Annotated in this window: 21 protein-coding genes; 15 read left to right on the plus strand and 6 right to left on the minus strand. The window is 66.7% G+C overall.

The annotated features are described in order from the left end of the window. The first annotated feature begins 5 nt into the window (after positions 1 to 5). The 9 genes from carA to DBZ45_RS19305 all read left to right on the plus strand — a co-directional run bounded on the left by carA (position 6) and on the right by DBZ45_RS19305 (position 11703). Complete coding sequence (carA, locus tag DBZ45_RS19265; RefSeq protein ID WP_111905435.1) at positions 6 to 1298, plus strand: glutamine-hydrolyzing carbamoyl-phosphate synthase small subunit; 1293 nt, start codon at positions 6 to 8, stop codon at positions 1296 to 1298. After that, the gene (gene carB, locus DBZ45_RS19270) at positions 1298 to 4642 is read left to right on the plus strand and encodes a carbamoyl-phosphate synthase large subunit (RefSeq protein ID WP_111905436.1); all 3345 of its coding nucleotides are present in this window, start codon (positions 1298 to 1300) and stop codon (positions 4640 to 4642) included. The genes carA and carB overlap by 1 nt, the downstream gene beginning before the upstream one ends. Continuing rightward, complete coding sequence (pyrF, locus tag DBZ45_RS19275) at positions 4635 to 5495, plus strand: orotidine-5'-phosphate decarboxylase (RefSeq protein WP_111905437.1); 861 nt, start codon at positions 4635 to 4637, stop codon at positions 5493 to 5495. Before carB ends, pyrF begins: the two co-directional genes overlap by 8 nt. A gap of 110 nt (positions 5496 to 5605) precedes the next feature. After that, a complete protein-coding gene (gene mihF / locus DBZ45_RS19280; protein ID WP_003800769.1) occupies positions 5606 to 5917 on the plus strand; it encodes an integration host factor, actinobacterial type in 312 nt (103 codons plus the stop codon). A 43-nt stretch (positions 5918 to 5960) separates the two neighbouring features. Further along, complete coding sequence (gene gmk, locus DBZ45_RS19285; protein WP_111905438.1) at positions 5961 to 6557, plus strand: guanylate kinase; 597 nt, start codon at positions 5961 to 5963, stop codon at positions 6555 to 6557. A 15-nt stretch (positions 6558 to 6572) separates the two neighbouring features. Beyond that, positions 6573 to 6833: a DNA-directed RNA polymerase subunit omega gene (gene rpoZ, locus DBZ45_RS19290; protein ID WP_003800778.1), complete on the plus strand. Its 261-nt coding sequence runs from the start codon at positions 6573 to 6575 to the stop codon at positions 6831 to 6833. Positions 6834 to 6873: 40 nt separating this feature from the next. Further along, positions 6874 to 8172 carry a bifunctional phosphopantothenoylcysteine decarboxylase/phosphopantothenate synthase gene (locus tag DBZ45_RS19295; RefSeq protein WP_111905439.1) on the plus strand — a complete coding sequence of 433 codons (1299 nt, stop codon included), beginning with the start codon at positions 6874 to 6876 and terminating at the stop codon, positions 8170 to 8172. A 76-nt stretch (positions 8173 to 8248) separates the two neighbouring features. Continuing rightward, the gene (gene metK / locus DBZ45_RS19300; RefSeq protein ID WP_111905440.1) at positions 8249 to 9484 is read left to right on the plus strand and encodes a methionine adenosyltransferase; all 1236 of its coding nucleotides are present in this window, start codon (positions 8249 to 8251) and stop codon (positions 9482 to 9484) included. 83 nt (positions 9485 to 9567) lie between these two features. Beyond that, positions 9568 to 11703 carry a primosomal protein N' gene (locus DBZ45_RS19305; RefSeq protein ID WP_111905441.1) on the plus strand — a complete coding sequence of 712 codons (2136 nt, stop codon included), beginning with the start codon at positions 9568 to 9570 and terminating at the stop codon, positions 11701 to 11703. Between the two features lie 63 nt (positions 11704 to 11766). Here DBZ45_RS19305 and DBZ45_RS19310 read toward each other — a convergent pair whose 3' ends face one another. From DBZ45_RS19310 to DBZ45_RS19330, 5 genes are all read right to left on the minus strand, one after another. Then, positions 11767 to 12843 carry a glycosyltransferase family 4 protein gene (locus tag DBZ45_RS19310; RefSeq protein WP_111905442.1) on the minus strand — a complete coding sequence of 359 codons (1077 nt, stop codon included), beginning with the start codon at positions 12841 to 12843 and terminating at the stop codon, positions 11767 to 11769. After that, positions 12840 to 13769 carry an alpha/beta fold hydrolase gene (locus DBZ45_RS19315; RefSeq protein ID WP_111905443.1) on the minus strand — a complete coding sequence of 310 codons (930 nt, stop codon included), beginning with the start codon at positions 13767 to 13769 and terminating at the stop codon, positions 12840 to 12842. Before DBZ45_RS19315 ends, DBZ45_RS19310 begins: the two co-directional genes overlap by 4 nt. A gap of 13 nt (positions 13770 to 13782) precedes the next feature. Continuing rightward, positions 13783 to 14649, minus strand: coding sequence for an aldo/keto reductase (locus DBZ45_RS19320; RefSeq protein WP_111905444.1), 867 nt, complete (start codon positions 14647 to 14649; stop codon positions 13783 to 13785). 88 nt (positions 14650 to 14737) lie between these two features. Then, a complete protein-coding gene (locus DBZ45_RS19325) occupies positions 14738 to 15100 on the minus strand; it encodes a VOC family protein (RefSeq protein ID WP_111905445.1) in 363 nt (120 codons plus the stop codon). A gap of 84 nt (positions 15101 to 15184) precedes the next feature. Beyond that, complete coding sequence (locus tag DBZ45_RS19330) at positions 15185 to 16147, minus strand: sugar-binding transcriptional regulator (RefSeq protein WP_111905446.1); 963 nt, start codon at positions 16145 to 16147, stop codon at positions 15185 to 15187. Between the two features lie 139 nt (positions 16148 to 16286). Between DBZ45_RS19330 and DBZ45_RS19335 the strand changes: the two genes are divergently transcribed. The 3 genes from DBZ45_RS19335 (at position 16287) to glpK (ending at position 20470) form a co-directional block, all read left to right on the plus strand. After that, positions 16287 to 18059, plus strand: coding sequence for a glycerol-3-phosphate dehydrogenase/oxidase (locus DBZ45_RS19335; protein ID WP_111905447.1), 1773 nt, complete (start codon positions 16287 to 16289; stop codon positions 18057 to 18059). A gap of 58 nt (positions 18060 to 18117) precedes the next feature. After that, complete coding sequence (locus DBZ45_RS19340) at positions 18118 to 18864, plus strand: MIP/aquaporin family protein (RefSeq protein ID WP_111905448.1); 747 nt, start codon at positions 18118 to 18120, stop codon at positions 18862 to 18864. Positions 18865 to 18955: 91 nt separating this feature from the next. Continuing rightward, entirely contained in the window at positions 18956 to 20470 is a 1515-nt protein-coding gene (glpK, locus tag DBZ45_RS19345) for a glycerol kinase GlpK (protein ID WP_111905449.1), read from the plus strand. A 136-nt stretch (positions 20471 to 20606) separates the two neighbouring features. Here the strand turns inward: glpK and DBZ45_RS19350 are convergent, their stop codons facing one another. Continuing rightward, positions 20607 to 21521 carry a hypothetical protein gene (locus DBZ45_RS19350; RefSeq protein ID WP_111905450.1) on the minus strand — a complete coding sequence of 305 codons (915 nt, stop codon included), beginning with the start codon at positions 21519 to 21521 and terminating at the stop codon, positions 20607 to 20609. Between the two features lie 554 nt (positions 21522 to 22075). Between DBZ45_RS19350 and leuS the strand changes: the two genes are divergently transcribed. The 3 genes from leuS to DBZ45_RS19365 form a co-directional block, all read left to right on the plus strand. Then, entirely contained in the window at positions 22076 to 24601 is a 2526-nt protein-coding gene (leuS, locus tag DBZ45_RS19355) for a leucine--tRNA ligase (protein ID WP_111905468.1), read from the plus strand. Between the two features lie 83 nt (positions 24602 to 24684). Next, positions 24685 to 25728, plus strand: coding sequence for a DegV family protein (locus DBZ45_RS19360; RefSeq protein WP_111905451.1), 1044 nt, complete (start codon positions 24685 to 24687; stop codon positions 25726 to 25728). A gap of 95 nt (positions 25729 to 25823) precedes the next feature. Next, positions 25824 to 26288: DUF222 domain-containing protein (locus DBZ45_RS19365; RefSeq protein WP_146617541.1), on the plus strand; the 465-nt coding region annotated here is incomplete at its 3' end.

The following is a 26288-nucleotide window of genomic DNA, read 5'->3' on the forward strand; positions in this document are numbered from 1 at the left end:
ATAAAGTGACGGAAACCGAAGTGACAGTAAACGCAGGAACTGCGCCGCAGGCCGCAGCATCCGCCCCCGCCGTCCTGGTGCTCGAGGACGGCCGCATCTTCCGCGGCCGCAGCTACGGCGCGCAGGGCACCGCCCTCGGGGAAGCGGTCTTCGCCACCGGCATGACCGGCTACCAGGAGACCATTACCGACCCGTCCTACGCACGCCAGCTGGTGGTGCAGACCGCCCCGCACATCGGCAACACCGGTGTAAACAGCGAGGACGCGGAATCCCGCCGCATCTGGGTGGCCGGCTACATCGTCCGTGACGCCGCCCGCCGCCCGTCGAACTGGCGCTCGGAGCGATCTCTCGACTCCGAGCTCGTCGAGCAGGGCATCGTCGGCATCCAGGGCGTGGACACCCGGGCCATCACCCGCCACCTGCGCGAGCACAAGACCATGCGCGCGGGTATCTTCTCCGGCGAGGCGGCCAAGGCCACGGACAAGGAACTCGTCGACGCCGTGCTCGCCAGCGAGCCGATGGAAGGCGCCCGGCTTGCCGAGGAAGTCAGCATCGACGAAGCCTATGTCGTGGAGCCGAAGGACCACGGCTGGGACGGTGACGCGCGCTTCAGCATCGCGGCGATCGACCTCGGCATCAAGGCCATGACGCCGGTGCGCTTCGCCGAGCGCGGCGTCCGCGTGCACGTGCTGCCCGCCACGGCCACCATCGACGACGTCAAGGCCGTCAGCCCCGACGGCTTCTTCATGTCCAACGGCCCCGGCGACCCCGCCACCGCCGACAACCAGGTCAAGCTGCTCCGCACCGTCCTGGACGAGAAGCTGCCCTACTTCGGCATCTGCTTCGGCAACCAGATCCTGGGCCGCGCACTCGGCTTCGGCACCTACAAGCTGCGGTACGGCCACCGCGGCATCAACCAGCCGGTCATGGACCGCCGCACGGGCAAGGTGGAGATCACCTCGCAGAACCACGGCTTCGCCGTCGACGCCCCGCTGGACGGCCCCACCAACGCCCCCGAAGAGCGCTACGGACGGGTCGAGGTCAGCCACGTCAGCCTGAACGACGAGGTCGTGGAAGGCCTGGCCTGCCTGGACATCCCTGCGTTCTCCGTCCAGTACCACCCGGAAGCTGCCGCCGGCCCGCACGACGCCGCCTACCTCTTTGATCGCTTCATCGAGCTGATGGAAGGAACCCGGGACGGCCGCACCGCCAACCTGTCCAAGGAACCCGTGGACGCCCAGCACCCCGCAGAGGCCCCGCAGAACACGACTGACAACAAGACTGAGGACAAGAAGTAATGCCCAAGAGAACTGACCTTAAGAGCGTCCTGGTCATCGGTTCCGGCCCGATCGTCATCGGCCAGGCCGCTGAATTCGACTACTCCGGCACGCAGGCCCTTCGCGTCCTCAAGGAGGAAGGCCTGCGGGTCATCCTCGTCAACTCCAATCCGGCCACCATCATGACCGACCCGGAGTTCGCCGACGCCACCTACATCGAGCCCATCACCCCCGAGGTGGTGGAGAAGATCATCGCCAAGGAGCGCCCGGACGCCGTGCTGCCCACGCTGGGCGGCCAGACGGCGCTGAACACCGCCATCGCGCTGGACAAGAACGGTGTGCTGGAGAAGTACAACGTGGAACTGATCGGCGCGAACATTGCCGCGATCGAACTCGGCGAGGACCGCGAAAAGTTCAAGGGCGTCGTGGAGCGCTGCGGCGCGGAGTCCGCCCGCAGCCACATCATCCACACTATGGACGAGGCACTGAAGGCAGCCGACGACCTCGGCTACCCGATGGTAGTCCGCCCCTCCTTCACCATGGGCGGCCTCGGTTCCGGCCTGGCGTACAACGAAGAGGACCTCCGCCGCATCGTCGGCCAGGGCCTGCAGTACAGCCCCACCAGCGAGGTGCTGCTCGAAGAGAGCATCCTGGGCTGGAAGGAATACGAGCTCGAAATGATGCGGGACAAGAACGATAACGTGGTTGTCGTCTGTTCCATCGAGAACTTCGATCCCGTGGGCGTGCACACCGGCGACTCCATCACCGTGGCCCCCGCACTGACCCTCACGGACCGCGAGTACCAGCGGCTCCGCGACATCTCTATCGCCGTCATCCGTGAAGTCGGCGTGGACACCGGCGGCTGCAACATCCAGTTCGCCATCGATCCCGCCACCGGCCGCGTGGTGGTCATCGAAATGAACCCGCGCGTGTCCCGCTCCTCGGCGCTGGCGTCCAAGGCCACGGGCTTCGCCATCGCCAAGATCGCCACCAAGCTCTCGCTCGGCTACACCCTGGACGAGATCCCGAACGACATCACGCAGAAGACCCCCGCCTCCTTCGAGCCCACGCTCGACTACGTGGTGGTCAAGGTCCCGCGGTTCGCGTTCGAGAAGTTCCCCGCTGCCGACAACACCCTCACCACCACCATGAAGTCGGTGGGCGAGGCCATGGCCATGGGCCGCAACTTCACCGAGGCCCTGCAGAAGGCCCTGCGCTCCCTCGAGCAGAAGGGCTCGCAGCTGGACTTCAGCTCCGTCCCCGAATGGGAAGTCCCGGAGCTCATCGAGAAGGCCAAGCGCCCCACGACGGAACGCCTGCACCAGGTGCAGCGTGCCCTGCTCGGCGGCGCCAGCGTGGAGGACCTCTTCGAGGCCACCAAGATCGACCCTTGGTTCCTTGACCAGCTGCAGCTGCTCAACGAGATCTCCCAGGAGATCCGCCGCTCGGGCGCCCTCACCCAGGACATGCTCCGCAACGCCAAGCGTCACGGCTTCTCCGACGAACAGATCGGTGCGCTGACCCACAACTCCGAGGCTGTCGTCCGCGGCGTCCGCCAGGCACTGGGCATCCGCCCGGTCTACAAGACCGTGGACACCTGCGCCGCCGAGTTCGCCGCGTACACGCCGTACCACTACTCGGCCTACGACGAGGAGGACGAGGTTGCGCTGCACTCCAAGCCGTCAATCCTCATCCTCGGCTCCGGGCCCAACCGCATCGGCCAGGGCATCGAGTTCGACTACTCCTGCGTCCACGCCTCCATGGCGCTGCGCAAGGCCGGCTACGAGACCGTCATGGTCAACTGCAACCCCGAAACCGTCTCCACGGACTACGACATCTCCACCCGGCTGTACTTCGAGCCGCTGACCCTCGAGGACGTCCTCGAGGTCATCGCGGCCGAGGAACGCACCGGAGGCGTGATGGGCGTCTTCGTGCAGCTCGGCGGGCAGACCCCGCTGAAGCTGGCCCAGCAGCTGGCCGACGCCGGCGTGCCCATCCTTGGCACCTCCCCCGAGGCGATCGACCTCGCCGAGCACCGCGGCGCCTTCGCCCGGGTGCTGGACGAAGCCGGCCTGGTGTCCCCGAAGAACGGCACCGCCGTCTCCTTCGAGGACGCCAAGAAGATTGCCGACGAGATCGGCTACCCGGTCCTGGTCCGCCCGTCCTACGTCCTGGGCGGCCGTGGCATGGAAATCGTCTACGACGAGCCGAACCTTTCCCGCTACATCGCCAACGCCACCGAAATCACCGCCGAGCACCCGGTCCTGATCGACCGGTTCCTCGAGGACGCCGTCGAAATCGACGTTGACGCACTCTTCGACGGCACGGACATGTACCTGGGCGGCATCATGGAACACATCGAGGAAGCCGGCATCCACTCCGGCGACTCCGCGTGCGTCCTGCCGCCCATCACCTTGGGTAACAACGTGCTGGAACGCGTCCGCACCGCCACCCGTGCCATCGCCGAGGGCGTGGGTGTCCGCGGCCTCATCAATATCCAGTTCGCGCTGGCCTCCGACGTCCTGTACGTCCTGGAGGCCAACCCGCGCGCTTCCCGGACCGTGCCGTTCGTGTCCAAGGCCACAGGCGTGCAGATGGCCAAGGCCGCCGCCCTCATCGGCACCGGCGTGACCATCAACCAGTTGCGCAGCGCCTACAAGATGCTGCCCGAGACCGGTGACGGCTCCACGCTGCCGCTGGACGCTCCTGTCTCAGTCAAGGAAGCCGTCCTGCCGTTCAGCCGCTTCCGCACGCTCGAAGGCAAGGTAGTGGACTCACTGCTCGGCCCGGAAATGCGTTCCACCGGCGAGGTCATGGGCATCGACAAGCACTTCGACACCGCCTTCGCCAAGAGCCAGGCCGCCGCCAATAACGCCCTCCCCACCGAAGGCAAGATCTTCGTGTCCGTGGCCAACCGGGACAAGCGCTCGGTGATCATGGGCGTCAAGCGCCTCTCCGACCTCGGCTTTGAGATCGTCTCCACCGGCGGCACCGCCGATGTCCTGCGCCGCAACGGCATCCAGGCCACTCCGGTGCGCAAGGTGGCCGAGGGCAGCAGCGCCGAGGGTGAAGGCACCATCGCCGACCTTGTGGTCGCCGGCGAAATCGACATGGTGTTCAACACCCCGTCCGGCGGCGAGGCCCGCAGCGACGGGTACGAACTCCGTGCGGCCGCCACGTCCATCGGCATCCCCTGCATCACCACGGTGGCCGAGTTCAACGCAGCCGTCCAGGCCATCGAGGCCCTGCGCACCTACGCCTGGTCCGTGACCAGCCTGCAGGAGCACGCCGCAGCCCTTGTTGCGTCGCAGGAGGCCGCCCTGCAGAAGGCAGCAGCGCAGAGCCCGGCAGCGCAGAATGCCTGAGGCAACCCCAGGTACCGGCCGGGAGTCGTTCGGCTCCCGGCTGGGCCGCGCCATGGTGGACCGCGGTCCACTGTGCGTCGGGATTGATCCCCACCCTGCGCTTCTGGCCAGCTGGGGCCTGAACGACGACGTCGCCGGCCTGAGGCGCTTTTCGCTCACCGCCCTGGAGGCCGTGGCTTCGCTCGCTGCCGCGGTCAAGCCGCAGGTGGCGCTGTACGAACGGCACGGGTCGGCCGGAATGGCAGTCCTCGAAGAGGTTCTCGCCACCGCCCGGGACGAGGGCGTGCTGACAATCGCCGACGCGAAGCGCGGCGACATCGGGTCCACCATGGCCGCATATGCGGATGCCTGGCTCCGGGACGGCTCTGCCCTCGCCGCGGATTCCGTGACGCTGAGCCCGTACCTGGGTTTCGAGTCGCTCCGGCCGGCACTGGATCTCGCTGCCGAACACGGCCGGGGCGTGTTTGTCCTGGCGCTGACCTCCAACCCGGAGGGAGCTTCGGTGCAGCACGTGGGCGGAAGCGATTCCGTGGCACGCCGGATTGTCCAGGCCGCCGCGGGGGAGAACGAACGCTACTCCGGCGCCATGGGCTCGGTGGGCCTCGTGGTGGGGGCCACCGTGGGCACGGCTCTGGCGGACCTGCAGCTTGACCTGGGTACCGTCCGCGGGCCGATCCTGGCCCCGGGCCTGGGCGCGCAGGGGGCGACACCCGCAGACCTGCGGAAGACGTTCGGTGCCGCCTATCCCCAGGTTTTGGGAACGTCCAGCAGGGACATCCTCAAGGCCGGCCCGGGCGTCCGGGAGCTGACCGAGGCGGCGGCGCGCGCCCTCGCCGGACTCCGCTCGGAATAGTCCATTGATTTCTCCGGCCGGCAGGGAGTAGGTTCAGGACAAATCCGTGGCTGCTCCAACGCCGCCGGCTGCGGATCCGTTGGCTGACCCCAGGGGAATTGACCGTGAGCTTGCGACCCTTGTCTCCGCAGGAACGTTCCGATGCACTCAGGAAGGCCGCGGCGGCAAGGGCTGCCAGGGCCTCGGCCAAGGAGCGGCTCAAATCCGGAGAGCTGACCGTGGCCCAGATCCTGGACTCCGGCGGCACCGAGGAGGCCATCGCGCGGATGCGCGTTTCGGAACTCCTCGAGGCCCTGCCGGGGATCGGGAAGGTCCGGGCCGCGGCCATCATGGACAGCCTCGGCATCGCCGCGTCACGCAGGGTCCGGGGCCTGGGCATTCACCAGCGCCGGGCGCTGGTAGATTTTATGAACGAGAAATAGCTTTATCCGAACAGAGTTATCTGTAGACCGTCCAAAGGAATACGTGAGCAACAAACCCGGACTGACAGTCCTCGCTGGTCCTACGGCTGTTGGCAAAGGCACCGTGTCCACCTATATCCGCGACACTTACCCCGAGGTCTGGCTGTCCGTCTCGGCCACCACCCGGGCCCCGCGGCCCGGTGAGATCGACGGCGTGCACTACTACTTCAAGTCCAAGGAAGAGTTCGAGTCCCTCGTGGCCGCCGGCGAATTCCTTGAATGGGCAGTGGTGCACGGACAGAACACCTATGGGACCCTGAAGAGCACCGTCAACGAGGCCATCGCCGAAGGCCGGTCGGTGCTGCTGGAGATCGACCTGCAGGGCGCACGCCAGGTCAAGCAGGCCGTTCCGGATGCCCAGTTCGTGTTCCTGGCACCGCCCAGCTGGGAAGAACTGGTGCGCCGGCTGGTCGGCCGGGGCACCGAATCGGCCGAGGAACAGCAGCGCCGGCTGGAAACCGGTAAAGTAGAACTTGCTGCTGAACCGGAGTTCGACCACACCGTCATCAATGACGACGTCCGCCGGGCAGCGGACGAGCTTGTTTCACTCATGGGGCTGACCCCGCACCCGCGCCAGACGCAGACGCCGTCAGCCCGTTAGAAATTTGGAGAATTCGTGTCCACGAACCTTGAAGGCATCATCAACCCGCCGATCGATTCGCTGCTCGAGGCGGCTGATTCCAAGTACGGCCTGGTGATCTTCGGTGCCAAGCGTGCACGCCAGATCAACGCGTACTACGCCCAGCTGCACGAGGGCCTGTTCGAGTATGTTGGCCCGCTGGTCGACACCAAGCTGAACGAGAAGTCGCTGTCCATCGCCCTGCGCGAGATCAACGAGGGCAAGCTGGTTTCCACGCCGATCGAAGCTGCAGAGTAACTTCCGCAGAGTAAACAGACTGCCTGCTGACGGAGTTCACGTGCGCATAGTCCTCGGAGTCGGGGGAGGGATCGCCGCCTACAAGGTGGCATCGCTCCTCCGGCTTTTTACTGAAGCCCGTCATGACGTCACCGTCATCCCCACGGAGGCGGCCACGCGCTTTGTCGGCGTGGCCACCTGGGAGGCGTTGTCCGGAAACCCGGTGACCAACAGCGTCTTCGACGACGTCGACCAGGTGAAGCACGTCCGGCTGGGCCACGAGGCAGACCTGATCGTGGTTGCACCGGCCACCGCCGACCTCCTGGCCCGTGCCGCCACCGGACAGGCCAACGACCTGCTCACCAACACACTGCTCATGGCGAGCGGCCCGGTGCTGTTCGCCCCCGCCATGCACACCGAAATGTGGCAGCATGCGGCCACCCAGGCCAACGTCGAAACACTGCGCAGCCGCGGCGTGACGGTCCTGGAACCCGCTAGCGGGCGGCTGACCGGCAGCGACTCCGGCCCAGGACGCCTGCCCGAGCCTGAAGCCATCTTCGAAGCGGCCATGGCATTGGCCCACGGCCTTCAGGCGGAGGCCCCGCTGTCCCCGGCGGCAACCGTAACCGCAGGCGGAATCGCTGCCGGAACCAGCGGCGCGCGGCTCTTCCCGCTGGCCGGCCGCACCGTGACCATCAGCGCGGGCGGCACCCGGGAGCCCCTGGATCCCGTCCGGTTCCTGGGCAACCGCTCCTCGGGCAAGCAGGGCGTGGCACTGGCCGCCGCCGCCCGCGACGCCGGAGCCACCGTGCGGCTCGTGGCCGCCCACATGGAGGTGCCCGCCCCGGAGGGTGTCGAACTGATCGCCGTCGAAACGGCCTTGCAGCTCCGCGAAGTCATGCTGACAGCGGCAGCCGGGTCCGACGTCGTCATCATGGCGGCGGCGGTGGCCGACTTCCGGCCGGCGGAGGTGTCCGGAAGCAAAATCAAGAAGCGGGACGACACCGCCGACCCCGTCATCACGCTGGTCCGCAACCCCGACATCCTGCACGAGCTCGTGGAAGTCCGTGACGCCGCGGGCAGCAGCCAGCTCGTGGTGGGCTTTGCCGCCGAGACCGGCGATGAGCAGGGCGATGTGCTGTCCTACGCCGAGGCGAAGCTGAAGCGCAAGGGCTGCGACCTGCTGGTAGTGAACCACGTGGGCGCTGACAAGGTGTTCGGCCAGGACAACAACTCCGTGGTTATCCTCTCGCGGGCCGGTTCCGAACCCCAGTCGGCGTCCGGCTCCAAGCAAGACGTCGCCGCCATTGTCATTGACCGCGTCGGCTCCGAACTAAGCCGGGTCTTTCCGCGAACCTGATGGGCGTAAGCAACGTCTCCTTAGCATGGGGACACACGCCGCCGCCCCGCCGTTTGCCAACCAGTAAGGTAGTTGAGTGACTTTACCGCTGCACATTCCAGAATCCCACGGGTCCGCACCCGCCGCGCTTCGGCTCTTCACCTCGGAGTCGGTCACTGAAGGGCACCCGGACAAGATCTGTGACCAGATCAGTGATGCGATCCTGGACGCACTGCTGGACAAGGACCCTGAGTCCCGCGTCGCCGTCGAGACCATGGCCACCACCGGCCTGGTCCACGTGGCCGGCGAAGTGACCACGGACGCCTATGTCGAAATCCCGCAGATCGTCCGCGAGACCATCCTGGGCATCGGCTACGACTCCTCTGCCAACGGCTTCGACGGCGCACGCTGCGGCGTTTCCGTGTCCATCGGGCAGCAGTCCAACGACATCGCCGGCGGCGTCTTCAATTCCCTGGAGGCCCGCGAAGGCCGCCAGGAGGACGATTACGACCTGCAGGGCGCCGGCGACCAGGGCCTCATGTTCGGCTACGCCAGCGATGAGACCCCGTCCTACATGCCCACGCCGATCTGGATCGCGCACCGCCTCTCGGAGCGCCTCACCGAGGTCCGCAAGAACGGCGAACTCGCCTACCTCCGCCCGGACGGCAAGACTCAGGCCACCATCGGGTACGACGGCGACCGGCCGGTTTCCGTGGAAACCGTCGTGATCTCCAGCCAGCACGCCGACGGCTTCAGCCTCGACCAGCTGCGGGCCGACCTCGCGACGCACGTCATCGACCCCGTCCTCGCCCTCGCGGACCTCGACATTTCGCGCACCAACAACATCCTGAACCCCGCCGGCGCCTTCGTCATCGGCGGCCCGGTGGGCGACGCCGGACTCACCGGCCGCAAGATCATCGTGGACACCTACGGCGGCATGGCCCGGCACGGCGGCGGCGCCTTCTCCGGCAAGGACCCGTCCAAGGTGGACCGCTCCGCGGCGTACGCCATGCGCTGGGTTGCCAAGAACGTGGTGGCCGCGGGACTCGCCAAGCGCGCCGAGATCCAGATCGCTTACGCGATCGGCCAGGCCCGCCCGGTGGGAACCTACGTGGAAACGTTCGGGACCGAGACCGTGGACCCGGCAAAGATCAGCGCCGCGATTGCGGAGATTTTCGATCTGCGCCCCCGCGCCATCATCGACGCCCTGGACCTCAAGCGTCCCATCTACGCCAAGACCGCAGCTCACGGCCACTTCGGCCGCGATGATCCGGACTTCACCTGGGAGCGCCTGGACCGCGTGGACGACCTGAAGGCGTACTTCAACGCCTGATTCGGCCCGTCCGCACCCGTGCGGGAGGAATGTCAGACCCGTGTGGTTGGCTGACATTTAACCCAGGACGGAGGTGAGGCGCCATGTCTTCGCACCCCGCGCCGGAGCCGCTGCAGCTGTCACTGCTGCAGGGGTTCCCGGCCACGGCCAGGACAGCTGGCGGCCCCCCGCTCGCTGCCGTCCGCCCGGTGGCGCGCGTGCTCATCGAGTCCCCGCTGCCACACCTGGACCGGCCGTTCGACTACAGCGTGCCCGTCGACCTGGATGATGACGCCCAGCCGGGCGTCCGCGTCCGGGTCAAGTTCAGTGGCCAGGAGCTCGGCGGCTACATCCTGGACCGGGTTGAGGAGTCCGACGCCGGTCAGCCCCTAGTACCGCTGCACAAGGTCGTCTCGCCGGTCGCCGTGCTGACCCCTGCCATGCAGGAACTCACCGGGCGCGTGGCCGCACGTTACGCGGGCACCGTCAGCGACGTGCTCCGCGTGGCCATCCCGCCGCGGGTGGTCAAGGTGGAGAAGGAACTTGCCGGCGCCGAGCCGGCCGCTTCTCCTGGACCGGCAACACAGCCCGGGGCGGCCCATGACCTGTCCGGCTCCGCGTGGACCAGGTACCGGAACGGCGCCGCCTTCCTCCGTCATCTCGCATCGGGAGGTTCGCCCCGGGCTGCCCTCAGTGCCCTGCAGGGGTTCGGCCCGGACGCCTGGCCGCGGCTCATTGCGGACGCTGTGGCGGCGGTCCGGCAATCGGGACGTGGCGCCGTCGTCGTCGTTCCCGATTACCGCGACCTCGACCGGGTCCAGGCTGCCCTCGAGGACATCCTGCCCGCCGATGATGTTGCCCGGCTGACGGCCGACGACGGCCAAACACCCCGGTACCGCAACTATCTTAGGATCCTCAAGGGCGCCGCGGGCGTCGCCGTGGGCACCCGCTCGGCGGCCTATGCCCCCGTGCGGAACCTGGGTCTCGTGGTGTGCTGGGATGACGGCGACGACCTGCATGTGGAGCAGCGTTCCCCGTACGCCCACACCCGGGAGGTGCTGCTGCTGCGTGCCGAACAGGAGGGGGCTGCCTGCCTGCTGGCCGGGCACGCGCGCAGCACGGAGGTGCAGCGGCTGGTGGACGCCGGCTGGGCGATGCCCGTGGAAGCCGAACGTACGGTGCTCCGCCGCACGGTTCCGCGGGTCCTCAATACTGCGGACAGCTTTGAACAGGAGCGCGACCCGCTTGCCCGGCTCGCGAGGCTGCCGGGGGCGGCGTGGCGCACGGCCAAGGAGGCCCTCGAACGCGGCCCGGTGCTGGTGCAGGTTGCCCGTGCCGGCTATGCGCCGTCGCTGGCGTGCGAAACCTGCCGGGAACCTGCGCGCTGCCCGTCCTGCCAGGGGCCGCTCGCCATCGCAGGCAGCGCAGCTGTGCCCCAATGCCGCTGGTGTTCGACGCCGGCACCTACCTGGCGCTGCGCGCACTGCCAGGGCACCCGGCTGCGCCGCGGCGCGGCCGGTGTTCTCCGCACGGCGGAGGAATTGGGCAGGGCGTTTCCCGGTAAACCCGTGGTCACCTCCTCCGGCCAGAACGTCAAAGCCACGGTGCCGGATGCCGGCGCGCTGGTGGTGGCCACGGTGGGTGCCGAGCCTGTGGCGCCCGGCGGGTATGCCGCGGCGCTGCTGCTCGACGGCGATTCACTCCTGCGCCGGGAGAACCTCCGCGCGGGCGAAGACGCCGTGCGGCGCTGGTTCAATGCCGCTGCCCTGGTCCGGCCAGCCACCGAGGGCGGGATGGTCGTCATCACCGCGGACGACACCGCCGCCGTCGGAGCACTGCTGCGGTGGGACCCTTCGGGATATGCCCAGCGGGAGCTGGGCCTGCGTACTGAGCTGCAGCTGCCCCCGGCGGTGCGGGTCGCCGCCGTCACCGGCGGCAGCACCGCCGTCGGCCATTTCACGGCCTCGGCCACAAAGTTACTGGCCGCCGAGGGCGTGGAGCTGCGCATTGCGGGCCCGGCGCCGGTGCTCCAGACCGCAAGCATCCAGACCCCGGGCACCCAGACTCCGGGCGTTCAGGCACCGGGCCCGGACAGTGTGGACGTTCGCACGCTGCTGTTCATCCCGTACGCGCAGGCCGCCACCGTGACCAGGGTGCTTCGGGCTGCGAAAGCCGCAGGCGCGGCAAAGCGAACCGAGGATCCGGTGCAGCTGCGGCTCGACGGCGTGGACGTGCTCTGACAGTTGGGGGCCACCAGGTCAGCGCCGGCCGGTTTGGGGCTGCCCGGTCCGGGGCTGCCCGGGTTACCGCCGGCGGAGTGCCATGACCTCTGCCGCCACGTCCACCAGCTGGCGGGCGGATTCGTCCCAGCTGAACTGCTCTGCCCGCCTCACGGACCGCCGCGAGACGTCCTGCCAGTGCCGCCCGTCGCCCAGGCTGCGGACGGCGGCGGCGAACTCCGTCGCCGACTCCGGATTGACGTAGGTGGCGGTGTCCGCCCCCACCTCGCGGAAGATCGGAATGTCGCTGGCGATCACCGGTGTGCCCAGCGCCATCGCCTCCACCAGGGGCAGGCCGTAGCCCTCGGCCTTGGACAGGGTGACGAGTGCGGTGGTGCGGTTCAGGAGCGCGGTGTATTCGTCGTCGGTGACGCCGTTATGGAACACCACGCTGGCTCCGGAGGGGATCTGCGCTTCAAGCTCGGCGCGGCGGTGCGGGGTGACCCGGCTGAGCAGGTGCAGCGTGTAGCCAGGGAGTTCGGCCATCCCGGCGAGCATGGTTTCGACGTTCTTGTAGGGCATGAACGAACCCATGTAGAGCAGCGTCTTCTCCGGCGCCGCCGCCGGGTCGCGGGGCTGCTGGGCCGGCTGCGGAGCATTGCTGACGATGCGCACCGGACGGCTGGTCAGGCGGTACTTGGCCATCAGCGCCTCCGTGGTCCTGCTGATGGTGGCGACGACGTCGGCCCGGTTCAGCAGCAGGCGCTGGGGCCAGAACGCCTTGTGGTACAGGCGCCACAGGATCCGGACCGGGGCCGGCAGGAAGCCCGGAGGTGCCGGGTGTTCGTAGTAGATGAGGTCGTGCAGGGTGAGCACCAGGCCGTACTTGCGTCCCCACGTGCCCATCGTCTGCATCGGGCAGACCACCACGTCCGCGCCGAGCCGGTTGACCTTCCGGGCCACGAAAAGCTCGGCGGGGGAGAGCGGGCTGCTGATCAGCGTGTACGGAACGTCGGGAAGCAGGGCCAGCTGCCGGAGATCACTGATCAGCATGGACACATCCGCGATCTTTGAGACGGCGGCAATAAGGCTGGAGCCGTAGCGGCTGATTCCGTCATGGTGGTCCGTCCGGGTGAAGCGGGCATCGATGACTATCTTCACGCGGGGTGGTCCTTAAGGAAGCGGCGGATGAATCCTGCGGCAGGCTCGGGCGTTTCGTAGTGGATCAGGTGGCCGACGCCCGGGATGACGTCGAGCCTTGCGTTCGGGAGCAGCCCGGCCAGGCGGTGCTGGTCCCGCAGCAGGGCGATTTCATCCTTTTCGCCGGCGATGAGCAGCACGGGCAGGGTGAGCCTGGGCGCGACTTCGGCCACGTTGCTGCTGACGGACGCCGTGAACGATTCCAGCAGGCTGTCCCGGCTGGCGAACGCACTGAAGTACGCGTGGTGCTGCCCGTGGATGAACCGCAGCAGGTCCTTGTCCTTCGTTTTGGCCATGGCCATGCTCATCACCCGCACAATGAGCGGGCTGCGTAGCAGTGCCAGGCCAAGGGCGCGGGGGAGGCGCGCGGAGAGGCGGTAGTACAGCACGGCCAGCCGGGTCATGAGGCCTTTCGGGCCTTCGAGCGCGGGCGCCGCGATGGGGTTGACCAGGATCAGCGGGCGGACCGCGTCCGGATGGGCCGCGGCGAAATGGGCGGCCACGATGGAGCCGAAGGAGTGTCCCAGCAGGACGGTGTCCGGCCCGAGTCCGAGCGACTCCATGAAGTCGCTGATGAACCTTCCGTAGCGCTCCACACTGTGGGCGCCGTCGGTGAAGGCGCCGGAGCTGCCAAACCCGGGGAGGTCCGGCATGATCAGGCGCATCTCGGGCAGCAGGTCGGCCACCCGCAGCAGACCGTGATGGTCGCCGCGGAAGCCGTGGATGACCAGGATGGTCCGGGTTTCAGCCGTGGTCTTTTCCGGTTCGTAGACCCAGTAGGCGACGTTGCTGCCCGCCAGCTGCAAGGTGGATGCACGGGTGCGGGCGGCAAGTCCGCTGCTGACGAAGGATGGTGCTGTGGCGGGCTCGGAGTCGGCTGTTCTCATGTGCTGGGGAGTCCTAGTTGACGTTGTCGGGGTGGGAGCCTGTGCGGTGGCCGCGCTCCAGGGCTTCGATGTCGGCCATGTCCAGGGCTGAGAGCTCGAAGCCGAAGACGTCGAGGTTCTCGCGGATCCTGGCGGCGGTGCTTGCCTTCGGGATGGTGACGTTGCCCAACTGCAGTTGCCAGCGCAGGATAATCTGCGCGGCGCTCACCTTGTGCTCGGCCGCGAGGGCGCCGATGACGGGATCCTCCAGTACCTGGCCGCGGCCCAGCGGGCTCCACGCCTCGGTGAGGATCCCCAGCCCGCGGTGCTTCTCCCGGAGCTCGGCCTGCTGCAGCCACGGATGCAGCTCGATCTGGTTCACGGCGGGCACCACCTCGGCTGTTTCCAGCAGCTGGTCCAGGTGCTGGGGCTGGAAGTTGGACACGCCGATGGCCCGGACTTTGCCCTCGCGGTACAGCGTCTCCATGGCCCGGTACGTTTCCTGGAAAAGTCCCCGCTTCGCGCACGGCCAGTGGATCAGGTACATGTCCACATATTCCAGCCCGAGGTTGATCATGGACCTGTCGAAGGCCCGGAGCGTCGCGTCATAGCCGTGGTCGTCGTTCCACACCTTGGTGGTAATGAAGAGGTCCTCGCGCGAGGTGCCGGCGGCCTCGCCGGAACCGCCGGTGGTGGCTTCCGCGGCGAACACCCCGACCAGGCCGCGCGCCACCCCGGATTCATTCCCGTACATGGCCGCTGTATCGAAATGGCGGTACCCGGCTTCCAGGGCTGTGGCCACCAGATTGGCGGTGTCTTTCGCCGGAACCTTGTAAAGCCCGAAACCCAACTGGTCAATCAGCACGCCGTTGTTCAGGCTGAGCCGGGGTGAGGTCATCATGGCTACGACTCTACCGACACTGCGGCGCGCCGCGTGTGACCGGCAGGCGCAGTTTCAGTCCGGCGCGGGCCCGGCCCGAAGAGGTTCGTCAGCCCCAGCAGAGGCAGAAGGGGTGGCCGGCGGGGTCCGCGTAGACCTGGAAGCCCTCGGCGGAAGTGATGTCCTCGGCGGGCTTCAGCAGGCGTGCACCGAGGGACAGGGCCTCGTCGTGGGCAGATGCGACGTCCTCAACATACAGGTCGAGGTGGATCTGCTGTGGGTTCCCATCGGGCCATTCCGGCGACACGTGGTTGGGTGCGAGCTGAAAGCCGAGGCGCGGTTTCCCGTCGACACTGACGGTGTGCCAGTCGTCCTCTGCGTCCACGGTGCCGCCCAGGAGGCCGGCCCAGAAGGCGCTCTCGGCAGGAAGGTCGGCGGCGTCGAACACAACGATCTCTCTGGTGATTTTCATGCGGTCATCCTTGCACGGCCGTACTGACATTCCGAGAGTTTCACACCAGTTTTTTGCGGGTGGTCCCGGCTGGCAAGGCGTCGCTCAGTTCCCATTTTTCAAGCTGACCAGCCGCCGGGCGGAGGCCTCATCAAGGATCAGATCCGTAGCCAGTCCGGCCACCAGCGCCCCCCGGAGCCCATTGATCTTGGACGCGCCGGACACCACACAGATCCGCCGGCGCACCTGGCGGAGCTGGTCCAGCGAAGGTCCCGTGGAGCGTTCATTCAGCGTGATGCCGTCAGAGGAGCCGTCGCCGCGGAAGAAGACCGTGGCCACGTCGCCGACGACGTCGGACTTCGCCAGAGTGACCAGGTCGTCCTCGTCGAGGTAGCCGCCGGCGTACACGTGGCTGGGGTAGTCGGCATCCACCGAACCCACGCCAAAGATCGCAATACTCATGCGGGACTGCAGATCGAGGATGCGCTGAACGCTCCGCTCATTCCACATCGCGGTCTTCGTGGCGGCGTGGTCGAAGAAGGCCGGCACGGGAAACTGTTCAACCCGGGCCCCGTAGGCACTGCCGAAGCGCCTCATGATGTCGCTGGCGTAGGTGATGCCGGTGGTCTGCATGTTGCCCGCGCCGTTGAGCTGCACCACCACGCTGTCGTGGGTGATCTTCCGCGTCAGATGCCGGCTCACCGCGCTGAGGGTGGAGCCCCACGCCACGCCGATGATGGCGTTGGAGTCCACGAGCGGTCCGATGGTGCGCGCGGCCTGCATGGCCACGCGGTCCAGCGTCTCCGCCTCATTCAGGGTGTCCAGGACCGGTACTACGTGCACATCCACCTTGTATTGAGCGCGGATCAGCCGCTCCAGTTCCGGCCCTGTGTCCAGGGGGCTGCGGATCTGGATCTGGACCAGGCCGGTCTCCCTCGCCGCGGAGAGCAGCCGGGAAACCGTGGACCGGGAGGTCCGTAATTCGCGGGCGATGGCGTCCATGGTGAGGTCCTGCATGTAGTACAGCTGGGCGGCGCGCAGTGCTTCGGAATGTCGGGGACCGGGCATGCATCGTTCCGTTCTGCACGTTTGTGCATAGTGCTTGACGTTATTTTCCAATAATTCAAACAATAGTGGTGAACGGTCCCGCACCATCCGGTGCGCGGCCTGCAACAAGCCATTTCGAACCAAACCCAAAGGAGCAGATTTGGGACTCAAGGATCCATCCGGCCATACCAACAGCGCTGCTGCACCCGGTGCGGAGCGCGAGTCCGTCTCCCGGTTGCACCGGCGGCCCAACGCGCGGGTCCTGGTCATCGGCGGCGGCATCAACGGCGTCGGAACATTCCGGGACCTCGCCCTGCAGGGCGTCGACGTGGCACTCGTGGAGCGCGGCGATTACTGCCAAGGCGCCAGCGGCGCCTCGTCGCACATGATTCACGGCGGCATCCGTTACCTGGAAAACGGCGAGTTCCGCCTGGTCCGGGAATCCGTTGTTGAGCGCAACAGGCTCCTGCGGATCGCACCCCACTACGTCAAGCCGCTGCAGACCACCATTCCGATCTTCAGCACATTCTCTGGTGTGCTGGCCGCGCCCCTGAGGTTCCTGACCCATAAGCAGCAGGGCAAGCCCAAGGAGCGCGGTGCGTTCCTGATCAAGCTGGGACTGAGCCTCTACGACTCCTTCTCCCGCGATGGCGGCAGCGTCCCGCGCCACCAATTCCGCACCCGGCAAAAGGCGCTGGCCGAACTCCCGATGCTGCACCCTGGGGTCAGATACACCGCCACGTACTTCGACGCGTCGGTGCACAACCCGGAGCGGCTCACCCTGGACGTCCTGCAGGACGGCGAGAAGGCGGGCGGCCGGGCCAGCAACTACCTGTCCCTGGTGTCCGTCAGCTCCAACGCAGACGGATCCAGCACCGCAGGTCTCCGTGACGAGGTGACCGGTGAGGAGTTCAGCTTCACTGCGGACGTCATCGTCAACACCACCGGCGCGTGGGTGGACCTCACCAACCAGGCCATGGGTGCGCCCACCACGTTCATGGGCGGGACGAAGGGCTCACACATCGTCCTTGACCACCCCGGCCTGCTGGCTGCTTGCAAGGGGCGCGAGATCTTCTTCGAACACACCGACGGCCGGATAGTGCTGATCTATCCCATGGGCGACCGCGTGCTGGTGGGAACCACCGACGTCGACGCCGACATGTCGGAAGACGCCGTCTGCACCGACGGTGAGATCGACTACTTCTTCGACCTCATTGGCCACGTCTTTCCTGACATCGCGGTGGACCGCGGCCAGATCGTCTACACATTCTCGGGCGTGCGTCCGCTGCCGCGGCACGACGCCACCCAGCCCGGGTTCGTGTCGCGGGACTACCGCATCGAACGGCGCGGCCCGGACGCCGGCACGCGGGAAGGCGGCGCCGTCGTGCTTAGCCTGGTGGGCGGCAAGTGGACCACCTTCCGTGCCTTGGCCGAACACCTCACCGACGACGTCCTCGCCGAACTGGGAATGGAACGGAAGATTTCGACGGCGAAGCTCGCCATCGGCGGCGGCGCCGGGTTCCCGGACAGCGACGCCGGGATCCAGAAGTGGATCAAGGCGCACATGACCTCCACGCGCGACGCCGGCCGGACAGCGGGTCTCCTCACCAGGTACGGCACCCGCGCCGGGGAAGTCATCAGCTATCTCGACGCCGCCCACGACCGCCTGCTGCGCTCCACCCGGGAGTTGAGCGTCAGGGAACTGCAGTTCATGGCCGCGCACGAACAGGTCGGGCACCTCGTGGACGTGCTGATCCGCCGCACGTCGCTGGCGTTCCGCGGCCTGGTTACTGGAGAGCTCCTGAACGAGGTGGCCGAGGCCTTGGCCGACCCGCTCGGCTGGGATGCGGCAACGGTTGCCGCCGAGATCCACCACGCACAGGAGGTGCTGAAGCGATACCACGGCGTCGAGGTCCACAGCCTCGTCGCTTAGCGGGAAACCGTCCTTCAAACAAGCGAAGGACTTACAACAGAAAATAGAGGAGTCAAAGATGTCTCTTGGATTGGTTTTTCTTTCCGAAGTTTTCGGAACCGCCATGCTGACCCTGCTGGGTTGTGGTGTGGTGGCCAACGTTGCGCTCAAAGGCACGAAGGGCAACAACGGAGGATTCCTGATGGTTACGTGGGGGTGGGGGATCGCCGTCTTCGCCGGCGTCTATGTCGCTGCCCGGTCGGGATCGCACCTGAACCCGGCCGTCACGCTGGGCCTTCTCGTGAACGGCAAACCGGAGTACGCGGCGGGCGTTCCAGTGGACTTTGCCTCCACGCTCACTTACTTCGGCGGAGAGCTTACCGGCGCATTCCTTGGAGCCGTGGTCGCCTGGCTGGCGCACAAGCAGCATTTCGACGCCGAACCCGAGCCCGCGAACAAACTCGGCGTCTTCTCCACCGGCCCGGCGATCCGCTCCACGCCCTGGAACCTGATCACGGAAATCATCGGCACGTTTGTTCTTGTCTTCGTCATCCTCACCTTCGGCGGGACGCCGTCGGGGCTTGGCCCGCTGGCAGTGGCGCTTCTGGTCGTCGGCATCGGCGTGTCTCTGGGCGGTCCCACCGGCTACGCCATCAACCCCGCGCGGGATCTCGGACCCCGCATCGCGCACGCCGTCCTGCCCATCAAGGGCAAGGGATCCAGCGACTGGAGCTACTCCTGGATTCCGGTGGTCGGCCCGCTCATCGGCGGCACGCTGGCCGGCCTTGTGGGGCTGCTTCCCATCGTGTTCACAGCAGCCACCTGAGCCCCCGGCGTCTGCGTTCGAAGAGCACCTTTCAAAACCAAATCCATAACCACATCTGTTAACGCACAAGCACAACGACAAGGACGTCATCATGAGCCAATACGTAATCGCCGTCGACCAGGGCACCACCAGCACCCGCGCCATCGTCTTCGACCAGAGCGGCAACATCGTGTCCTCCGGCCAGATGGAACACGCGCAGATCTTCCCGCAGGCCGGCTGGGTGGAGCACAATCCCACGGAAATCTGGGACAACACCCGCGAGGTCATCGGTTCCGCGCTGTCCAAGGCGAACCTGACCCGGCACGACATTGCCGCCGTCGGCATCACCAACCAGCGCGAAACAGCGGTGGTCTGGGACAAGACCACCGGCAAGCCGATCTACAACGCGATCGTGTGGCAGGACACCCGGACCCAGCCCATCGTGGATGAACTGGCGCGGGACGGGGGAGCGGACCGGTTCAAGCAGAAGGTGGGGCTGCCGCTGGCCACGTACTTCTCCGGGACCAAGATCAAGTGGATCCTGGACAACGTCGACGGCGCAAGGGAGAAGGCCGAGGCTGGGGACCTGGTGTTCGGCAACACCGACTGCTGGGTGCTGTGGAACCTCACCGGCGGCGTGGACGGCGGAGTCCACGTCACCGATGTCACCAACGCCTCGCGGACCATGTTCATGGACCTCGACACGCTGCAGTGGGACGAGGAGATCCTGGGCGTTTTCGGTGTTCCGGCGTCCATGATGCCGGCCATCAAGTCCTCCTCGGAGGTCTACGGCACGGTCCACACCTCGCAGCTGCTGCGGGAGGTTCCGGTGGCGGGAATCCTCGGAGACCAGCAGGCGGCCACCTTCGGCCAGGCGGCCTTCGAGACAGGCGAAGCCAAGAACACCTACGGCACCGGGTGCTTCCTGATCTTCAACACGGGCGAGGAAATCGTCCACTCGAAGAACGGGCTGCTGACCACTGTCGGTTATAAGCTGGGCGACGCGGCCCCGCACTATGCGCTGGAAGGGTCGATCGCCGTCACCGGTTCGCTTATCCAATGGCTGCGCGACAACCTCAACATGATCGGCAGCGCCCCCGAGGTCGAGTCCCTCGCCGCTTCCGTGAAGGACAACGGTGGCGTGTACATCGTGCCCGCGTTCTCGGGACTCTTCGCGCCCTACTGGCGCTCGGACGCACGCGGTGCCATCGTGGGCCTGACCCGGTTCGTCAACAAGAGCCACATTGCCAGGGCCGCGCTTGAGGCCACTGCCTTCCAGACCCGCGAGGTTCTGGATGCGGTTAACGCCGACTCAGGCGTTCCGCTCACGGAACTGAAGGTCGACGGCGGCATGGTGGCCAACGATGCCCTCATGCAGTTCCAGGCGGACATCCTCGGCGTCCCGGTTATCCGCCCCAAGGTCGTGGAAACCACCGCTCTGGGCGCAGCGTACGCGGCGGGCCTTGCCGTCGGTTTCTGGAAGGACCTTGGCGAGCTGTCCGCCAACTGGTCTGAGGACAAGCGCTGGGAGCCGAACCTGGATACCGAGGAGCGGGAGAGGCAACTGCGGCTCTGGAAGAAGGCCGTCACCAAGTCCATGGACTGGGTCGACGAGGACGTGCGGTAACGGCGTGTTCAGCGATCCTTGCCTGCTGTCCCGGGAACTCTCTGCCGGCACCTGAACTTCCGGACAGTTCGGAAAACAGGACGGCCCGGACACCGTGAACGCCACGGGTTCCGGGCCGTTGCCTGTGCGGGCGACCTTAGTCGTCGTCGCCGCCCGGTGTGGCAACTTCGGCGCGCGGAGTCTTGGCGTAGACGGACTTGCTGACCGAGTACGCATGTTTGTCGATCATGAGGGCCTGCCGGTTGATTGCCCGAAGCTGGTCTGTGCTGAGTTTCTTGATCTTGACGAGGTCCATGGTTTCCTGTTCAGCCCCGCCCACGGCCGTCACTTTCACCAGCCCCGTGCCCGGTGAATAGAACTTCCGCTGATGGCCCGCGCTGGCCGGTTCCAGTGGATTGTATTCATCGACAACCAGCACGTCCTTGTAATTGCCGGTGGGCACCCGCACCTGCTGGTCCCTTTTGATGACGTCCCCGCAATCCAGGAAATCGACTTTCGGGGCATGAGCCTGGATGTAGTGAGGGCCGCTGATCCGGGGCTTGGCCTTCATGGCTATGCCCGCCTTCGCCTTGTCCAGCCCGCTGATGAAGGTGCTGGGGGCGCCCGCGAACTTTCCGTTCTCAAACTCTTCCGGGTACTCCCCAAGCAGCCAGACGTCACCCGTTCTGGTTTGGGCGAAGAAGGCAAGCTCGGACTCAACCAGCTCGCCGTCGTTGTAGTCCCTGTCCCACATCACCAGGGTTCTCACGCCGTCGATTACTTTGGTCAGTCCCGTTATGGTGTGGACCACGGTCCGCTTGGTGGTTTCCGAGGCTGTCTTGGCAGTGCCGGTGGTCGTATATTGCATGCCCGGCTTCAGGGGGAACCACATGTTGGTGACCTTCGGCTTCTTTGGGAAGTCGGCCCTGTGGAACGTCGTGGCAGAGCCTGGCCCGCACAGGTCCTGGGGCGCCCTGGACGCCGCGGCTGCCCCGGACGTCGATGTGAACGTAGCCAGGCACAGCATGAGCACCGAACCCAGCGCCGTCAGGTGTTTCTTGTAAATGAGCATTTTTGTTGCCTTTCTCTGACGTGTGTTCGGCTGATGCCGCACTCAGAGCAGCGCGTGGCCAGGCGATGCAGGCTTGATGCGCTGCACACGCTTTTGATGTGGGACCTGGCGTTGGGCCTGACTTGCCCGGGGACATGGCGTCCTGGGCAGGTAGCTGGTCCACTGCAGGCTCCTCAAGCCGAGACCGCCGCCCTGCCCCCAAGCGCCTGGGCTCGATCCCATGCGCTTGGGTAAATGGTGGACCTGCTCCCAGGGTTTGGCAATGGTGAATTCCTGCGAAGCCGCCGCGCCTTCTACCTCCGTTCTCCGCCCTTCTCGGTGGGCCGGAGCGATGCCTGTTTCAGCATGGACCAGCAGAGACGCTAAAGTAGGTGTATGCGTGCGGTCCTTCTGCTTAGCTAGCCGCTTGGTATCCTGAACAAATACGGATTACCGAGCGGCCGCCCCTCCATGTCGAGGGGCTTTTGTGTGTCCGGGGAGACCTTCCCGGCGGGCGGCGGGGATCAGACCGTTATGACAGGACAGAGGTCATGACAGAACAGAAGAGGGCAGCAGTGAGCGTTCAGCCGGAAACCGAAACCGGAACAGCAGCAGGTGGAGCCGAGACGCCCGAAGAGGGCGCGTACAGCTTCGCGGCGATGGAGGCCCGGTGGCCGCAGGTGTGGGAAGACCTGAAGGTCTTTACCCCCGCCGACGACGGTTCCCGGGAGCGCCGCTACGTCCTGGACATGTTCCCCTACCCGTCCGGCGACCTTCACATGGGCCACGCCGAAGCGTTCGCCATGGGCGACGTGGTGGCGCGGTACCTGCGCCAGCAGGGATACGACGTGCTGCACCCGATCGGCTGGGACTCCTTCGGGCTTCCCGCGGAAAACGCGGCCATCAAGCGCAACGCCCACCCGAGCGAGTGGACTTACGCCAACATCGATACCCAGGCCGCCTCCTTCAAGCGTTACGCCATCTCCGCCGACTGGTCGCGCCGGCTGCACACTTCCGACCCGGAGTACTACCGCTGGACTCAGTGGCTGTTCAAGCGCTTCTACGAACGCGGCCTCGCTTACCGCAAGGACTCACCGGTCAACTGGTGTCCCAAGGACCTGACCGTGCTGGCCAACGAGCAGGTTGTCAACGGCGCCTGCGAACGCTGCGGCACGGCCGTGACCAAGAAGTCGCTGAACCAGTGGTACTTCAAGATCACCGACTATGCCGACCGGTTGCTGGACGACATGACCGAGCTGCAGGGGCATTGGCCCGAGCGGGTACTGGCGATGCAGCGAAACTGGATTGGCCGCTCGGAAGGGGCGCATGTCCGGTTCGTGATCGAGGCATCTGACGGACGTGCCGAGCGCGAAGTCACAGTCTTCACCACCCGTCCGGACACCCTGTACGGGGCCACGTTCTTCGTGGTGGCCGCGGACGCGCACCTGGCCCTGGACCTGGTCACGCCTGAACACCACGACGCTCTCATGGCCTACCGTGAAAAGGTCAAGGCCCTTTCGGACATCGAACGCCAGTCCACCGAGCGGGAAAAGACCGGTGTGTTCACCGGCCGCTACGCCATCAATCCCCTCAACGGTGAAAAGCTGCCCGTCTGGGCAGCGGACTACGTCCTGGCCGACTACGGTACGGGCGCCATCATGGCCGTCCCGGCGCACGACCAGCGTGACCTCGACTTCGCCAAGGAGTTCGGCTTGCCTGTGCGCGCGGTGCTGGACACCGGTGAGGAGGATCCCGCCGTCTCGGGTAAGGCAACAGCGGGCGAGGGCACACTGATCAACTCCGGTGCGCTCAACGGCCTACCCAAGGCAGAGGCCATTCCGGCGGCCATCGAAATCCTCGGCAAGCAGGGCACCGGGGAGAAGTTCGTGAACTTCCGGCTGCGTGACTGGCTCCTGAGCCGCCAGCGCTTCTGGGGCACCCCGATTCCCATCATTCACTGTGCCGAGTGCGGTGAAGTACCGGTACCCGACGAGCAGCTGCCGGTGACGCTGCCCGAGAACCTGCGTGGTGAGGCGCTGTCCCCGAGGGGCACGTCTCCCCTGGCCGCAGCCGCCGAGTGGGTCAATGTCGAGTGCCCGAACTGCGGACGTGCCGCCCAGCGGGACACGGACACCATGGATACCTTCGTGGACTCGTCCTGGTACTTCCTGCGTTTCGTCTCCCCGCAGTACACAGAGGGTCCGTTCGATCCGGCGAAGATCAACGAATGGATGCCGGTGGGACAGTACGTGGGCGGCGTGGAGCACGCCATCCTGCACCTGCTGTACGCCCGCTTCTTTACCAAAGTCATTCACGACATGGGTCTGTTGGCTGCGGATGAGCCCTTCAGCGCCCTGCTCAACCAGGGCCAGGTCCTGAACGGCGGCAAGGCCATGAGCAAGTCGCTGGGTAACGGCGTGGACCTGGGCGAGCAGTTGGATAAGTATGGCGTCGACGCCGTCCGGCTCACCATGATCTTCGCTTCCCCGCCCGAGGACGACGTCGACTGGGCGGACGTTTCGCCGTCGGGCTCCGCGAAGTTCCTGGCGCGCGCCTGGCGCCTCGGCCAGGACGTCTCGAGCGCCCCGGGGGTTGACTTCAGCAGCGGTGACCGGGCGCTGCGCTCGGTCACGCACCGGACCATCGCGGACGCTGCGGAGCTGCTGGACAACAACAAGTTCAACGTGGTGGTGGCCAAGCTGATGGAGCTGGTCAACGCTACCCGCAAAACCATCGACTCCGGTGCCGGCGGCGCGGATCCGGCAGTGCGTGAAGCCGCCGAGGCAGTGGCCGTCATCCTGAGCCTCTTTGCGCCCTACACGGCGGAAGACCTGTGGAACGTCCTGGGACACCCGGCGTCGGTGGCCAACGCGGGTTGGCCTTCGCACGACGAGTCCCTTCTGGTGCAGGAGACCATCACGGCGGTGGTCCAGGTCCAGGGCAAGGTCAGGGACCGGCTCGAGGTTTCACCGGCCATCTCCGAGGACGAACTGCGCGAGCTTGCGTTGGCCTCCGAGAATGTCCAGCGTGCGCTCGATGGCCGGGGCATCCGGACCGTGATCGTGCGCGCACCTAAACTGGTGAACATCGTCCCGGCCTAGCGCATTTTGAATAGCGGGGGCGACTGACCGGGCTCCGGCCGCCGGCATTGCCGGCGGCCGGAAACAACTGCAGGAGGTGTGCCGTGATAGACCGCGAGCCGGCAGCCTGGCTGTGGTTAAAAGAGCATCTGGTCCGTCTCCGCCAGGCCACCAGGCCGGGCCAGGTCCCGCCCACGGGCGAGCCCGCCGTCGTCGTCCGTACCGCAGTGGTGACGGATTCCGCTGCCGCTCTGCCGGCCGACTGGGTGCGGGCCTTCTCCATCAACGGCCGGCTGGCCGTCATTCCAATGCCCGTCATGGTGGGCGAGGAGATCTACGGCGAGGGCGAGGACGACATCACCGGGACCATCGCCGTGGCCATGGCCGCCGCGACGCCGGTTAAGACCTCCCGCCCGTCGCCGGGACAGTTTGAGCAGGCTTATCTCGCCGCCGAACGGCAGGGCTTCGAGTCCGTCGTATCCATCCATATCTCCGGTGGCCTTTCCGGCACCGCTGACGCCGCCCGCCTCGCGGCCGGCCGGGTCAGGATCCCTGTGGAGGTGCTGGACACCCGCACCGTCGGAATGGCGCAGGGACTGGCCGTGCAGAGTGCCGTGGTGGCGGCGGCGGACGGCCGTGGTGCCGGCGACGTGCGCCGGCTCGCCGAGGAACGCGCGGAAAGGACCAAGGTGTATTTTTACGTGCCCAGCCTGGAGCAGTTGCGGCGCGGCGGACGCATCGGCGCCGCAGCTTCGCTGGTCGGAGCCATGCTGTCCATCAAGCCGATTCTCGCGGTCGACGGCGGCAAGATCGTTCCGCTGGAAAAGGTCCGCTCAGCGGTGAGAGCCGTAGCCCGGCTTGAGGAGATCGTGGTGGCGGACGCTGCGGGGCGGCCATCGGGGGAGGCCCGGCTGGCCATCCACCACTTCGGCAACCGGCCCGAGGCCGAGTTGCTTGCGGCCCGGCTGGCAGCGAAGCTCCCCGCCTGCCCGCCGGCGCAGATCAGCTCACTGCCCGCAGTCCTGGCGGCCCACGCCGGGCTGGGCGTCCTCGCCGTGATCGTGGGGGAGAGCAGCTCGTCCGTGGCCGGCTGCCTCGCCGCCCCATCCAAGGCAGCCGGCACCAGCGGTGGTGAGCCCGCCACCTAGGCCTCGCAGGCGGCACTTGATGCGAGCCTGCTCGGCTCTATGCCGTGTTTCCTTGCCACGGCGTTTTTGTCGGAGCCCCCTGTCATGCTGTGGGTATGGATAGCGCAGTAGTTGCGGAGACGTTGGAGGCCATCGGTGCCTCCGCTCTTTCGCTGGCTGCTGAGCTCCGCCGGGTGGCTGATCCGGGCCGGGCCGGCGCGGACGTGCTGCCTTATAACTTGGAATCGCTGCAGGATGAGGCCGATCCGCTGGGGGATCTGGCGGATGCGTGCCTGGACGGTCTGGCTGGGGTGGCCAGGATGGAGGCGCGGCTGGCGGCGGTGAAGGTGAACCTGGCCGCCGGTTTCGCTGCTGCTGAGGCGGCTTTGGCTGCTCCTGATGCGTCCCGGTCGGAGCGGGACGTGTTGCAGATGTCGGTGACGGCGGAGGTTGCTGGTGCGCTGACTGTGAGTGAGGGGTCGGCGGCACGGTTTCTGGAGGAATCGGCGAGGCTGAGCGGGGATCTGCCGTTGACGCTGGCCGCGCTCGGGGCGGGAACAATCTCGTGGCAGCACGTGCGC

The sequence above is a fragment of the Arthrobacter globiformis genome (assembly GCF_003261175.1).
GTDB classification, from domain to species: Bacteria; Actinomycetota; Actinomycetes; order Actinomycetales; family Micrococcaceae; genus Arthrobacter; species Arthrobacter globiformis_A.